Genomic DNA, 13,821 nt, shown 5'->3' with positions numbered 1-13,821 from the left:
TTGGACGTCCAAACGACGCCATGGATATAAGCCCGCTGGAGACGACATGAGCGCCCCCCTGGACGACCTCGTCCGCCGACTGCCCGACTTGCGCCTGCTCACTGCGGCCGGCGACCTCGAACACTACGGCCGCGACTGGACCCGTCGCTGGACGCCCGCACCGCTGGCGATCGCGCTGCCGGCCACGGTGGAGGAAGTGCAGGGCATCGTGCGCTGGGCCAACGAGCATGGCGTGGCCATCGTGCCTTCGGGCGGCCGCACCGGGCTTTCCGGCGGCGCGGTGGCGGCGAACGGCGAGCTGGTGCTGAGCCTGGAGCGGATGAACCGCGTGCTCGGCTTCGACGCGGCCGACCGCACGCTCACCGTGCAGCCCGGCATGCCGCTGGAAGCCGTGCATGCTGCGGCACGCGAACACGGGCTGATCTATCCGGTGGATTTCGCCGCGCGCGGTTCCTGCTCGATCGGCGGCAACATCGCCACCAATGCCGGCGGCATCCGGGTGATCCGCTACGGCAACACCCGCGAATGGATCGCCGGGCTCAAGGTGGTGGCCGGCAATGGCGAACTGTTGGATTTGAACCGCGCGCTGGTGAAGAACTCCAGCGGCTACGACTTCCGCCAGCTGATGATCGGTTCGGAAGGCACGCTGGGCGTCGTGGTGGAAGCCACGCTCAAGCTCACCGATCCGCCGCCGCTCGCGCAAACCATGTTGCTGGCGCTGCCGGACATGGACGCGGTGCTTTCGGTGTTCGGCCTGTTCCGTGCGAAGCTCGCGCTGCAGGCCTTCGAATTCTTCACCGACGTGGCGCTTAAGCACGTGCTGGCGCACGGTGCTCAGCGCGCGCTGGATGGCGAGCATCCGTACTACGTGGTGACCGAGTTCGACGCGCAGGACGAGGCCGCGCAGGACGCTGCGCTGGCGGTGCTGGGCGAAGGCATGGAGCAGGGCTGGATCGTCGACGGCACGATCGCGCAGAGCGAGGCGCAGGCCGCTGCGCTGTGGCGGCTGCGCGAAGGCATCACCGAGAGCCTGGCGCCGCACAAGCCGTACAAGAACGACGTCTCGGTGCGCATTGGCGCGGTGCCGGCCTTCCTGCACGCGATGCAGGCGCTGCTGGCGCGCGAGTACCCGCACATCGAGGTGGTGTGGTTCGGTCACATCGGCGACGGCAACCTGCACATCAACGTGCTGAAGCCCGCTGGCATGGCGGACGCGGATTTCATCGCCCAGTGCGAGCACGTGACGAAACTGCTCGCCGTCACGCTGAAGGAACACGGCGGCAGCATTTCGGCCGAGCACGGCATCGGCCTGGTCAAGCGGCCCTACCTCGACAGCACCCGCAGCGCCGCGGAGATCGCGCTGATGCGCGGCGTGCGCAAGGTGTTCGATCCGAACGGCATCCTCAATCCGGGCAAGCTGTTCGAGAACTGACCGCAATGGTGGGTCGGGATTCATCCCGACATGCCCGAGCGGCACGGTCGGTTGCGTTTCCGGCACTCAAACACCTAGCCTTGCGCTTCCCCGCCATCCAACGAGAATCGCCATGGCCGAGCCGCGCCGCATGCTGTACCCCGAGATCGAGCCCTACGACCGCGGCATGCTCAAGGTCTCGGAGCTGCACACGCTGTACTACGAGCAGTGCGGCAACCCGGACGGCAAGCCGGTGGTGTTCCTGCACGGCGGCCCGGGCGGCGGCACCAACCCGAAGTGCCGGCGTTTCTTCGATCCGGCGGTGTACCGCATCGTGCTGTTCGACCAGCGCGGTTGCGGCCAGTCCACGCCGCACGCGGAACTGCGCGAGAACACCACCTGGGACCTGGTGGCTGACATCGAGCGCGTGCGCGAGCACCTGGGCATCGCCCGCTGGCAGGTGTTCGGCGGTTCCTGGGGCTCCACGCTGGCGCTGTCCTACGCGCAGACGCACCCGGACAAGGTCACCGAGCTGGTGCTGCGCGGCATCTTCATGTTGCGCCGCTGGGAACTGGAGTGGTTCTACCAGAAGGGCTGCGACGCGCTGTATCCGGACGCGTGGGAAACCTATCTCGCGGCGATCCCCGAAGTGGAGCGCGGCGACCTGATGAGCGCCTACCACCGCCGCCTCACCAGCGACGACCCGGCGGTGCGCGTGGCCGCGGCGCGCGCCTGGTCGGTGTGGGAGGGCTCCACCAGTTACCTGTACCAGGACTCGGCCAGCATCGGCTCGCACGACGAGGACGAATTCGCGCTGGCCTTCGCGCGCATCGAATGCCACTACTTCGTCAACGGCGGCTTCTTCGCCCACGAGGACCAGTTGCTGCGCAACGTGGAGCGCATCCGCAAGATCCCGGCCGTGATCGTGCAAGGCCGCTACGACGTGGTCTGCCCGATCCGCAGCGCCTGGGATCTGCATCGCGCCTGGCCGGAAGCGGACCTGCGCATCGTGCAGGACGCGGGGCACTCGGCGTTCGAGCCGGGCAACATCCATGAGTTGATCGAGGCCACCGACCGCTTCGGTCGGGGCTGAGTCGTTCTCAAGCGCGGGCGAGGAATTCCGCCGCCCGCTCGCCGATCATCGCGCAGGGTGCCTGGGTGTTGCCCGAGATCAGGGTGGGCATGATCGAGGCGTCGGCCACGCGCAAGCCGCCGATGCCGCGCACGCGCAGTTCAGGATCGACCACGGACGTGGCGTCGCTGCCCATGCGGCAGGTGCCGATCGGGTGGTAGATGGTGTCGGCGTGCTGGCGGATGATCTCGCGCAGGCGCGCTTCGTCCGTGGTCTCGGCGTCGTGGTAGGCCGGGCCCGTGTAAGCCGCGAAGGCAGGCGCGGCAAGGATGCGGCGGGACAAGGCGACGCCAGCGACCAGCGTCTCCAGGTCGCGCGGGTCGCTGAGGAAGGCCGGGTCGATCAGCGGCGGCTTGCGCGCGTCGGTAGAAGCAAGCCGCACGCTGCCGCGGCTGTGCGGCCTGAGCACGCAGGTGTGCAGCGCCAGGCCGCGCGCCGGGTGCAGGCGGCGGCTGTGGTGGTCGACGATGCCGATGCACAGCTGCAGCTGCACGTCCGGCCGCTCCAGTTCCGGCCGGGTGCGCAGGAAGCCGCCGGCCTCGGCGACGTTGCTGGTCAGCAGGCCGTGGCCGTGGCGGTACGGCTTGATGGCGCGCAGGATCTGCGGCAGCAGCGAAGGCACCGTGCCGAGCAGGTCGGGATCGCGCACCTTGCGGCTGATGGTGAAGTCCGGATGGTCCTGCAGGTTGTCGCCTACGCCGGGGCTGTCGTGCAGCACCGCGATGCCCAGTTCGCGCAGATGCGCCGCAGGGCCGATGCCGGAGAGCATCAGCAGTTGCGGCGTGCCGAAGGCGCCGGCCGACAACACCACTTCGGCCCGCGCGGCGAATTCGCGGCCGTCCACGCAGCGGATGCCGCAGGCGCGGCCCTGCGCGATCAGCACGCGCTCGACCTGGCAGTCGGCCAGCACGGTGAGGTTCTTCGGCGCCAGTCCGGCGAGATAGGCGCGCGCCGCATTGCAGCGGCTGCCATCCCGCTGGAACACCTGGAACAGGCCGACGCCTTCCTGACTGGCGCCGTTGAAGTCCGGATTCAGCGCATGGCCGCATTGCACCGCGGCCGCCATGAAGGCTTGCGCGCAGGCGCTGGGGCTGGGCAGGTCGCTCACGTGCAGCGGGCCGCCGACGGCATGCCATGCGTCCGCGCCGCGCGTATTGTGCTCGCTGCGCAGGAAATACGGCAGCACGTCGCGCCATGCCCAGCCGGTGGCGCCGAGCCGGGCCCAATCGTCGTAATCCTCGTGCTGGCCGCGGATGCAGATCATCGCGTTGATCAGGCTGGAGCCACCCAGCCCCCGCCCGCGCGGCTGGTAGCCGCGGCGGCCGCCCAGGCCCGCCTGCGGCACGGTATGCCAAGCGTAGTTGCGCGCGTTGCGGAACGGCATCAGCGCGGCGATGCCCAGCGGCACGTCCGAGCGGATGCCGCTCTTCGCGGGGCCGGTTTCCACCAGCAGCACGCTGGCGTCGGGACGCGCCACCGCCAGCCGCGACGCGGTGGCGCAACCGGCCGGACCGGCGCCGACGATGAGGTAGTCGAATGTCCCCTGTGGCGCCTGCATTCAGCCCTGCTTGGTGCCGAAGATCTTGTCGCCCGCGTCGCCCAGGCCCGGCAGGATGTAGCCGTGCTCGTTGAGCCGCTCGTCGATCGCGGCGGTGTAGATCTCGATGTCGGGATGCGCGGCCTCGATGCGCTTGAGGCCCTCCGGCGCGGCGACCAGGAACAGGCCCTTGATGCGCCGGCAGCCGGCGGCTTTCAGCATGTCCACGGTGGCGACCAGGGTGCCGGCGGTGGCCAGCATGGGGTCGACGATCAGCGCGATGCGCTCGTCCATGCGGCCGGTGAGTTTCTCGTAGTAGGCGACCGGTTTCAGCGTCTGCTCGTCGCGTTGCAGGCCCACCACGCTGACTTTGGCGGCGGGGATCAGATCGAGCACGCCGGGCAGCATGCCGAGGCCGGCGCGCAGGATCGGCACGATGGTGATCTTGGCACCCTTGATCCGCTGCACGGTGAGTGGGCCGGCCCAGCCTTCGATGTGTTCCTCGACGGTCTCCAGGTCCTTGGTGGCCTCGTAGGTGAGCAGGGCGGCCACTTCGCCCGCCAGCTCGCGGAACTCCTTGGTGCTGATGCCGGCGCGGCGCATCAGGCCCAGCTTGTGCTGGATGAGGGGGTGGCGGACTTCGACGATTTTCATCGGCCAAGCATAGCCGCAGGCAAAGAAAAGGGCGCCGCCTTGCGGCGGCGCCCTGAACAAGCTGCTGCAGGCTCAGTGCGCGGCGGGAGCCGCGGCGGCATCGCCCTTCAGACAGGCGCTCATGAAGGCCTTGTGCTCGGCGCCCTTCGGTGCCTTGACCTTGGCTTCGGCGTTGCAGGACTTCATGCGTTCCTGCTGCGCCTCCTTGGCCGACGGCGCGGCGGCGGTGGCCGGCGCGGCATGCTCGCCCTTCAGGCAGGAGCTCATGAAGGCCTTGCGCTCGGCGCCTTTCTTGCCGGTGGCTTCCTTGTTGCAGTCCGCCATGCGCTGCTGCTGCGCGGTCATTTCCTTCTTGGCGGCCGGGGCCGTTGCCGCGGCCTTGGCTGCCTGCGTTGCGGCAGGGGTGGCCGTGGCCGCGAAGGCGGTGCCGGCGAGAGCAATGGCGGCACTGACAGCAAGCATGCGTATCGACAGTGACATGATGTGACCTCCCATGGTGACCGGCAGGTGCCGGCGCCTGCAGTCTATAGCCGGTTCGGGAGCAGCGTGGAGGCTAACGAAAATTTCAGTGCAAGCCGCATTCATCTAGGTCAATGCGGCATGACCGCGTCGAACCGGGAGGGCGCCTGCCAAAGCGGAAGCTCAGCTTTGGCAGGCGGAGCGCAGGCTCAGGCCGCCTTGCTTTCGCTCTTGCGCGGGCCTTCCAGCAGGGCGTGGCGCACGTGCGACACGACCAGGTCCACCTCGGCGCTGGTGACGTTGAAGTGCGGGGTGAAGCGCAACGAGTTGACGCCGCCGTGGATCACGCCGATGCCGCGCTCGCGCAGGTATTCCTCGGTGGAGCCGGCGCCGTAGCACTTGAACTGCGGGGCCAGCTCGCAGGAGAACAGCAGGCCGGTGCCCTGCACCTTGGTGATCAGGCCGCCCAGCTCGTCCTTCAGCGTGTTGAGCTTGTCCACGAATTCCTTGCCGCGGGCGCGGATGTTGGCGCGCACTTCGTCGCTGAGCTCGCCCAGCACGGCCAGCGCCACGTCCAGCGCGCGCGGGTTCGCGGTCATGGTGTTGCCGTAGATGCCCTTGCGGTACAGGCCGGCGACGCGCTCGCTCACCGCCAGCACCGAGAGCGGGTACTGGCCAGCGTTGAGCGCCTTGGAGAAGGTCTCCATGTCCGGCGCGGGCAGTTTTTCGAAGCCGGGATAGTCGGTGATTGACAGCACGCCGTGCGCGCGCAGGCCGGCCTGGATCGAGTCGACCAGGAACAGCGAGCCGTGCGCCTCGGTGAGCCGGCGCGCGGCGGCGTAGAACTCCGGCGTCACCGCACGGCCGGGGTCGCCTTCGCCCATCACCGGTTCGAGGAACATCGCCTCGACGAACCAGCCGTGCTTGTCGGCATCGGCGAACGCGGCTTCCAGCTGGGCCACGTTGTAGGGCTCGACCACCAGCACGCTGTCCTCGTGGCGGTAGCTGGCGAGATGCTGCTGGTAGGTCTTGCGCGAGGAATCGGAATACAGCGCGGGTTTCTCGGTGCGGCCGTGGAACGCGCCCTTCACCACCAGGCGCTTGATCGTGCGCCCGGCATAGCGGCCGCCGGCGTCGGTCATCAGCTTGGCGTTGACGTCGGCGACGCGGCAGGCCAGCGAGACCGACTCCGAGCCGGAGTTGAGGCACAGGTAGCGCGCATACGGATTGCCGCCGCGATGGCGGCCCAGTTCCCTGTTCAAGGCCTGGGCGAAGCGCAACTGCGCCACGCTCGGCGTCATCACGTTCGCCATCACCTGGTCGCGCGCCAGCGCGGCGTCGATCGCCGGGTGGTTGTGGCCGAAGCCGAGCATGCCGTAGCCGCCGTTGTCGTGCAGCACCGCACCCTTCAGGGTGACGATCCATGGGCCGCGCGCGGCGGCCGGCAGGTAGGGGTTGATCGCGTCGTCGGGATAGAAGTTGACGAAACCGGCCTGCGCCTGCGCCAGCTGCGCGGCCTCGTCCAGCTTCAGGAAATCACCCATACCAGCGGCCCCCAGTTCGGCGCGCAGTTCGCGGTGGCGCGCCACGGCACTGGCCACGGCCTCGCCGAGCATGGGGTCGACGGCCGCCATGCGTTCGATGCTGGCATCGTCCAGGCCGGTGGTGCGCGGCTTGCCGCCGAATTCGCGCAGTTCGCGCAGCTGATCGATCAAACCCATGACTTTCTCCTCGGAGTCCACCGGCGCCTCGCACCCAGCGCGAAGCAGGCCGACGTGTTTGCGTGGGGGAGCCTGGCTCCCGCGGCGCATGGCCCGGTTCGACGGGGTGGGGCGCGCGTCCACGAATACCGAGGATAACCCGGCAGACAGGGTGCCCGGTACCCCCTGAGGGAGCTGGAACGGCCGGTGCGGGTGGCGCCTTGCCCTGCCCGATCAGGTACTTGGGAGCCGTTTCCCGGTGCCTGCACGGCCGGGATGACGCCTGTCACCCGCGATGGTTGACGGCGGCGACTGGGGGCGACGCGGCGCGCTGCCTAGGCTGTGCGGCAGGAGGAGACACCCGCATGAACGAGACTACCGTTGCCCGACTTGCCGCGACCGTGAAGCGCTACGGCCCGCTCACCGCACTGGATGGCGTGGACCTCGCCGTGCGGCGCGGCGAACTGCTGGCCTTGCTCGGCCCCAATGGCGCCGGCAAGAGCACCAGCATCGGCCTGCTGCTGGGCCTGATCCGCCCCGACGCGGGCCGCGCCGAACTGTTCGGGCTCGATCCGCAGCGCATCGAGGCGCGCCGCCGCATCGGCGTGATGCTGCAGTCGGCCAACCTGCCGGCCACGTTGCGCGTGGGCGAGCTGCTGCGCCTGACCATGAGCTATTACCCGCACCCGCGCGGTTTCGACGAAACCGCCGCGCTGGCCGGCATCGCCGACCTGCTGCTGCGGCCCTACGGCAAGCTCTCCGGCGGCCAGCAGCGGCGCGTGCAGTTCGCGCTGGCGCTGTGCGGGCGGCCCGAGCTGCTGTTCCTCGACGAGCCCACCGTGGGCATGGACATCGACGCGCGGCAGAAGCTGTGGGCGGCGATGCGTGCGCTGGTCGCCGAAGGCTGCGCCGTGGTGCTCACCACGCATTATCTGGAGGAGGCCGAGGCGCTGGCGCAGCGCGTGGTGGTGCTCGGCCAGGGGCGCGTGCTCAGCGAAGGCAGCGTGGACGACCTGCGCAAGCGCGTGGCGCTCACCCGCATCCGCTGCGTCAGCGATCTCGACGCCGCGGCGATTGCCGCCTGGCCGGGTGTGGCCTCCGCCATGCGCGAGAACGGCCACCTGCGCATCGCCACCGCGCAGGCCGAGGCGGTGGTGCGCCGGTTGCTCGATGCCGATCCCGCCCTGGGCGAACTGGAGGTGCAACGCGCCGGCTTGGCCGAGGCATTCACCGAACTCACCCGTGAAACCGTCGCCGAGCAGGAGGCCGCCTGATGAACGCCGTTGCCATGACCGCCGCATCGCCGGCCAGCGCTTCCGCCATGCCGCCGCGCCGCGTGCTGGGCGCCTATCTCGCCGAGGCGCGCAGCGAATGCCTGCGCTACCTGCGCGCGCCGGGCTTCATGCTGCCGATCCTGCTGTTCCCGGGCCTGTTCTACCTGGTGTTCGGCGTGCTGATGGGCAAGTCCGAAGGCGCCGATGCGGCGCGCTACCTCTTGGCCAGCTACAGCATCTTCGGCGTGATGAGCCCGGGCCTGTTCGGTTTCGGCGTGTCGCTGGCGATCGAGCGCGAGGGCGGCCTGCTCACGCTCAAGCGCGCGCTGCCGATGCCGCCGGGTGCGTATCTGCTGGGCAAGATGCTGATGGCGATGGGCGCCGCCGCCGTGGTGGTGCTGATGCTGCTGGCGATGGCCCTCGGCTTGGCGCACGTGGCGCTGACGTTGGTACAGGTCGCTGCGCTGCTGGCGACGGGCGTGCTCGGCGTGCTGCCGTTCTGCGCACTGGGCATGCTGGTGGGCACGCTGTTCAAGGGGCAGGGCGCGCCCGGCATGCTTCAACTGGTCTACCTGCCGATGTCCTTCCTGTCCGGCCTGTGGTTCCCGCTGCCGATGCTGCCGAAGTTCCTGCAGCAGCTCGCGCCGTTGTGGCCGAGCTACCACCTCGACCGGATCGCGCTGGCCGCGGTGGGCATCACGCACGACGCGGTGCTGCCGCATCTGCTGGTACTGGCGGGTTTCGGCGCGGTGTTCTTCATGCTGGCGGTGCGGCGCCTGCGTCGCCACGGCTGAGGCGCGCTAGCATGCGGGCCATGAACGACACGAGCGAGCGCGCTTCCGGCCTGCGGTGGCCTGCCTGGCTGCATCCGGCGCCGGGTTCCACGGCGGCGGCGATGCGTGCCGCGGGCCACTCGCCGTGGGCGCATGCGTGGAACCTGCTGTGGTCGTTCTGGGTGTTCCTCGGCCCGCTGTTCCAGCCTGTGGGAGTCGGCTTCTGGTTGTCGCTGGCGCTGGGCTATCCGCTGTTCCTTCTGCTTTTCCTGCTGGCTAGCGTGCGGCCAGCCGCCGAGGTAGACGGTTACGTCGGCGCGCTGGGGGTGCTGACGGCGCTGTCGATACCGTGGAACCCCGCCGGCTGGACCTACGCAGTGTTCGCCTGTGCGATGGTGCCGTACCAAGGGGTGTGGTTTTCCAGCGCGATCAAGATCGCGATCATCCAGGCGCTGCTGGTGCTGGAAGGCATCTTCCTGCACTGGCCCTGGTATGCCTATCTGATCATGGTCGGCGTATGCACCAGCACGGGTATCGGCGCGCTGGTGGGACGCATCAGCTGGGACAAGAACACCAAGCTGCGGATATCGCACGAACAGATCCGACAGTTGGCTGCCACCGCCGAGCGCGAGCGCATCGGCCGCGACCTGCACGACCTGCTCGGCCACACGCTGTCGCTGATCACGCTGAAGCTGGAACTGTCGCGCAAACTGTTCGACCGCGACCCGGTGGCAGCGCGGCGCGAGCTCACCGAGGCGGAGGACGTGGCACGGCATGCGTTGGCGGAAGTGCGCACGGCGGTGACCGGCATTCGCGCCGCGGGTTTCGCCGCCGAGCTGGCCTCGGCCGCATTGCTGCTGCGCGCGTCCGGCGTGCAGTTCGATTCGCAGCAGCAGGTGTCCAACCTGCCCGAATCGGTCGAATGCGGGCTGGCACTGGTGCTGCGCGAGGCGGCGACCAACATCGCGCGGCACGCGCATGCGACCCGGGCACGGGCGTCGATGGTCCGCAGCGGCGACGACGTGCAGTTGCGCATCGAGGACAACGGGCGCGGCGGCGTTCACCTGCAAGGCAACGGACTGCGCGGCATGCGCGAGCGCGTGCAGGCGCTGGGCGGCAGCCTGCGGCTGGACTCGCCGCCGGGCGCCGGCACGCGACTGGAGATCGGGGTGCCGCTGGCAGCGGGCGGCGTGGTGCGCGGGGCGGATGTCGACCCGCCGCGGGCCAGCACGCTGGCGTCCACCCGGGTGCAGCACGTCTCATGATGCTTCGTTGCCAGACCAGCAAAAAAGCGGTGTACCGGTGGTCACGGGTGGTGGCGACATGATCCCGGCCCGCGTCAGCCGCTGGTTCGCTCCCGCGCCGGACTCCGGCGTGGCCGACGATCTCCGCCGCGGCAAGTCGCCGTGGGCCGACAGTGTCCATCTGCTGTGGTCGTTGTGGATCTTCGTCACGCCGCTGTTCGACGGCGGTGTGCATGGCTACACGCGCATGTGGCTGGCTTGCACGCTCGTTTCCTACCCGGTGTTCCTGCTGCTGTTCGCGAGGATCCAGTTGGCGCCGTGGCGCACGACGCATTTCTACGCCTGGGCCATGGCGGCGCTGTGCTTCGTGCTGCTGCGCTGGTATCCAAGCGGCCTCAGCTATTACGTCTATGCCTGCGTCATGCTGAGCCATTGCCGGATGAGCTTCCGCGCCCGGCTGATCCAGCTGCTGCTGGTCAACGCGACGTTCGTGGCGCTGGCGTCGTGGGTCGGTTATCCGGCGGCCTTGCTGGTGGTGATGCCTGTCTCGGCGCTGGGTATCAGCGCCATCGTCATGGTCGAGAGCGTCTACAAGGAAAAGGACGCGGCGTTGCGCCTGTCGCAGGACGAAATTCGTCGCCTTGCCACATTGGCCGAGCGCGAGCGCATTGGCCGCGACCTGCACGACCTGCTCGGCCACACGCTGTCGCTGGTGACGCTGAAGTCCGAACTGGCGCGCAAGCTGGCGCTGGCCGATCCGCCGCGCGCGCAGCGCGAGATGGAAGAGGTGGAGCGCGTCTCGCGCCATGCGCTGGCCGAGGTGCGCGCCGCAGTCACCGGCATGCGGCGCAGCGACCTGGCGGCGGAGCTGTCATCGGCGCGGCTGATGCTGGAAGCCTCGAATATCGCGCTTGATGCCGAGGTGCCGGTCTCGCTCGAGCTGCCGCCGGAGATCGAGGCGTCGCTGGCGCTGGTGCTGCGCGAGGCGGTCACCAACATCCACCGCCACGCGCGCGCCACGACCGCGCACGTGGCGTTCTCCCGCGAAGCGGAAAGGTTCCACATGCGCATCAGCGACAACGGACGCGGCGGCCTGGCCGCCCACGGCAACGGCATCAGCGGCATGCGCGAGCGCGTGCGCGCGTTGGGCGGCACGCTCTCCATAGCCTCGCCTGCACGGCGCGGCACCACGCTTGATGTCGAAGTGCCCCTGTGCACGGCATCGAAGCCCGCGGCCGCGAATGCGCGTCCGGTGCCGGCGCTGGCGGACCAGGGGAGCGCCGCATGATCCGCGTGCTGCTGGCCGAGGATCAGGCGATGGTGCGCGGTGCGCTGTCGGCGCTGCTGAATCTCGAATCCGACATCGAGGTGCTGGGCTCCGCCTGCGACGGCGAGATGGCATGGCGCGAGCTGCAGCGGTTGAAGCCCGACGTACTGGTCACCGACATCGAGATGCCCGGCCTCACCGGGCTGGAGCTGGCGCAGCGCATCCAGCGCCACGAGCTGCCGGTCAAGGTGATCATCGTCACCACCTTCGCGCGGCCGGGCTTCCTGCGCCGTGCGCTGGATGCGGGCGTGTCCGGCTACCTGCTCAAGGACGCGCCCGCCGAGAACCTCGCCGAGGCGCTGCGCACCGTGCAGCGCGGTGGCCGGGCGATCGATCCGCAGCTGGCGCTGGAAGCCTGGTCGGAGGCCGATCCGCTGAACGACCGCGAGCGCCAGGTGCTGCGCCTGGCCGGTGAAGGCCAGTCCGCCGGGGACATCGCCACCCAGCTCAATCTTTCCCATGGCACGGTGCGCAACTACCTGTCCGAGGCGATCGGCAAGCTGGGCGTGGCGAACCGCATCGAGGCCTACCGGCTGGCGCGGCAGAAAGGCTGGCTGTAGGTCGGGATTCATCCCGACTGCGGATGGCCGCGAATCAGCGCCGGATTTGCCGCCAGCGCGGCAACGTCTTGCTGCGTGCCTCGGCGCGGGCCGGTGGCGCCAGCGCGGCTTGCAGGTCACGCACGAAACCCGTCGGGTCGGCCGGCGACAACACCACGGTGATGCCGGCCCCACGCAACACCACGGCACGCTGCCAGTCGGTGACGAAGGCGCGGTAGCGGCCCAGCTTCGCGTTGCGGAACCAGCCCGAGAACGAGAACAAGCCGCCGTTGCCGAACAGCCGGATCGAGCCCGCGCCGGCCTGCGGGTCGATGGTGGCCTCGCGCAGCTTGCCCAGCGCGACGCTGGTTGTCCAGAACAGGCGGCGCACCTGCAGCGTGCCGTCGCGCAATGCGTAGTCGCGCACCACGAACGGGACGGCGGCCAGCAGGATCACCAGCGGCAAGGCGACCGTCAGCGTGCGCAACACCGGCGGCAGATGGGCCGGCACGGTGACCGCGACCAGCAGAGACACGCCCGGCAAGAGCAGGGTGACGACGATCGAGATGCCCTTGAGGAAGCCGCTCCAGGGCGCGGCGGGGTAGTGCGGATTCATCGCCGGATTCTGGCCGCTGCCTGCAGCGGGAACAAGGCGGGCGCCGGCCGGTCCGGGCTTGCGCGATAATGCGCCGTTGCACTTCACATTCGTCACGCCGCCGAGCCGTTCCTTGAAGAAGTCCGATTTCGATTTCGACCTGCCGCGCGAATTGATCGCGCAGACGCCGTTGGCCGAGCGTTCGGCCAGCCGCCTGCTGTTGCTAGACGTGGCGGCCGGCAGCCGGCGGGACCGCATGTTCCGCGAGCTGCCCGGCTTCCTGCAGCCCGGCGACCTGCTGGTGTTCAACGACACCCGCGTGCTGCCGGCGCGTCTGTACGGGCGCAAGGAGAGCGGCGGCGCGGTGGAGATCCTGGTCGAGCGCGTCACCGGCGCGCACGAGGCCACCGTGCAGTTGGGCGTGAGCAAGAAGCCGAAGGAAGGCGCACGGATCGAGCTGGCCGACGGCAGCCATGCGGTGGTGCTGGGGCGCGACGAAAGCTTCTTCCGCCTGCACTTCGAGGCGCCCGAGCCACTGGAGAAGCTGCTGCTCAAGCTCGGCGAGATGCCGTTGCCGCCGTACATCGAGCGCCATGCCGACGCTGCCGACCTGGAGCGCTACCAGACCGTCTACGCGCGCGAGCCCGGCGCGGTGGCCGCGCCCACCGCCGGGCTGCATTTCGACGAGCCGCTGCTGGCTGCGTTGCGCGCGCGTGGGGTGCATTTCGGCTACGTGACGCTGCATGTGGGCGCTGGCACCTTCCAGCCGGTGCGGGTGGAGGACATCAGCGGGCACCACATGCACAGCGAATGGCTGAATGTGGGTGCGGGCCTGGTCGAGCAGATTCACCGCACCCGCGCCGCCGGCGGCCGGGTGGTCGCGGTGGGCACCACCGTGGTGCGCGCGCTGGAGAGCGCCAGCGTGGATGGCGAGCTGCGCCCGTTCGCGGGGGAGACGCAGATCTTCATCTTCCCCGGTTACAAGATCACCAGCATCGACGGCCTGATCACCAACTTCCACCTGCCGCAGTCGACCCTGCTGATGCTGGTGTCGGCCCTGGCCGGGCGCGAGTTCATGCTCGACGCCTACCGGCACGCGGTGGAGCAGCGGTATCGATTCTTCTCGTATGGCGATGCGATGCTGATCCTGCCGCAGGGGGCCTGAGCGGTAATCAA

13 protein-coding genes are annotated in these 13,821 nt (G+C 69.4%); 8 read left to right on the top strand and 5 right to left on the bottom strand.

All coding sequences use genetic code 11. The features are described from left to right. Positions 1 to 46: 46 nt before the first annotated feature. Complete coding sequence (locus tag AB7878_RS03810; protein WP_369493081.1) at positions 47 to 1,432, top strand: D-2-hydroxyglutarate dehydrogenase; 1,386 nt, start codon at positions 47 to 49, stop codon at positions 1,430 to 1,432. A 112-nt stretch (positions 1,433 to 1,544) separates the two neighbouring features. Beyond that, complete coding sequence (pip, locus tag AB7878_RS03805) at positions 1,545 to 2,504, top strand: prolyl aminopeptidase (protein WP_369493080.1); 960 nt, start codon at positions 1,545 to 1,547, stop codon at positions 2,502 to 2,504. A 7-nt stretch (positions 2,505 to 2,511) separates the two neighbouring features. Here pip and AB7878_RS03800 read toward each other — a convergent pair whose 3' ends face one another. The 4 genes from AB7878_RS03800 to AB7878_RS03785 all read right to left on the bottom strand — a co-directional run bounded on the left by AB7878_RS03800 (position 2,512) and on the right by AB7878_RS03785 (position 6,914). Further along, on the bottom strand, positions 2,512 to 4,101 hold the full coding sequence (locus tag AB7878_RS03800) for a GMC family oxidoreductase (RefSeq protein ID WP_369493079.1): 1,590 nt from the start codon (positions 4,099 to 4,101) through the stop codon (positions 2,512 to 2,514). Then, on the bottom strand, positions 4,102 to 4,734 hold the full coding sequence (gene upp, locus AB7878_RS03795) for a uracil phosphoribosyltransferase (protein WP_369493078.1): 633 nt from the start codon (positions 4,732 to 4,734) through the stop codon (positions 4,102 to 4,104). 72 nt (positions 4,735 to 4,806) lie between these two features. Then, on the bottom strand, positions 4,807 to 5,214 hold the full coding sequence (locus AB7878_RS03790) for a PsiF family protein (protein WP_369493077.1): 408 nt from the start codon (positions 5,212 to 5,214) through the stop codon (positions 4,807 to 4,809). 188 nt (positions 5,215 to 5,402) lie between these two features. Then, entirely contained in the window at positions 5,403 to 6,914 is a 1,512-nt protein-coding gene (locus tag AB7878_RS03785) for an aminotransferase class III-fold pyridoxal phosphate-dependent enzyme (RefSeq protein WP_077482453.1), read from the bottom strand. 344 nt (positions 6,915 to 7,258) lie between these two features. Here AB7878_RS03785 and AB7878_RS03780 point away from each other — a divergent pair, with 344 nt between their 5' ends. From AB7878_RS03780 to AB7878_RS03760, 5 genes are read left to right on the top strand one after another with little or no spacing between them, the layout of a single operon-like run. Further along, the gene (locus tag AB7878_RS03780) at positions 7,259 to 8,167 is read left to right on the top strand and encodes an ABC transporter ATP-binding protein (RefSeq protein ID WP_369493076.1); all 909 of its coding nucleotides are present in this window, start codon (positions 7,259 to 7,261) and stop codon (positions 8,165 to 8,167) included. Then, positions 8,167 to 8,961 carry an ABC transporter permease gene (locus AB7878_RS03775; protein ID WP_369493075.1) on the top strand — a complete coding sequence of 265 codons (795 nt, stop codon included), beginning with the start codon at positions 8,167 to 8,169 and terminating at the stop codon, positions 8,959 to 8,961. Before AB7878_RS03780 ends, AB7878_RS03775 begins: the two co-directional genes overlap by 1 nt. 20 nt (positions 8,962 to 8,981) lie before the next feature. Next, positions 8,982 to 10,205, top strand: coding sequence for a sensor histidine kinase (locus AB7878_RS03770; protein ID WP_369493074.1), 1,224 nt, complete (start codon positions 8,982 to 8,984; stop codon positions 10,203 to 10,205). A gap of 58 nt (positions 10,206 to 10,263) precedes the next feature. Beyond that, a complete protein-coding gene (locus AB7878_RS03765) occupies positions 10,264 to 11,472 on the top strand; it encodes a sensor histidine kinase (RefSeq protein ID WP_369493073.1) in 1,209 nt (402 codons plus the stop codon). Continuing rightward, on the top strand, positions 11,469 to 12,071 hold the full coding sequence (locus AB7878_RS03760; protein WP_369493072.1) for a response regulator transcription factor: 603 nt from the start codon (positions 11,469 to 11,471) through the stop codon (positions 12,069 to 12,071). Before AB7878_RS03765 ends, AB7878_RS03760 begins: the two co-directional genes overlap by 4 nt. Positions 12,072 to 12,105: 34 nt before the next feature. Here AB7878_RS03760 and AB7878_RS03755 read toward each other — a convergent pair whose 3' ends face one another. Further along, the gene (locus AB7878_RS03755; RefSeq protein ID WP_369493071.1) at positions 12,106 to 12,666 is read right to left on the bottom strand and encodes a PH domain-containing protein; all 561 of its coding nucleotides are present in this window, start codon (positions 12,664 to 12,666) and stop codon (positions 12,106 to 12,108) included. 112 nt (positions 12,667 to 12,778) lie between these two features. Here AB7878_RS03755 and queA point away from each other — a divergent pair, with 112 nt between their 5' ends. Continuing rightward, positions 12,779 to 13,810, top strand: coding sequence for a tRNA preQ1(34) S-adenosylmethionine ribosyltransferase-isomerase QueA (gene queA, locus AB7878_RS03750; RefSeq protein WP_369493070.1), 1,032 nt, complete (start codon positions 12,779 to 12,781; stop codon positions 13,808 to 13,810). Positions 13,811 to 13,821: the final 11 nt, after the last annotated feature.

Origin of the sequence: Rhodanobacter humi, assembly GCF_041107455.1 — a bacterium.
Lineage (GTDB): Bacteria > Pseudomonadota > Gammaproteobacteria > Xanthomonadales > Rhodanobacteraceae > Rhodanobacter_A.
This window is presented reverse-complemented; position numbering and strand designations above follow the sequence as displayed.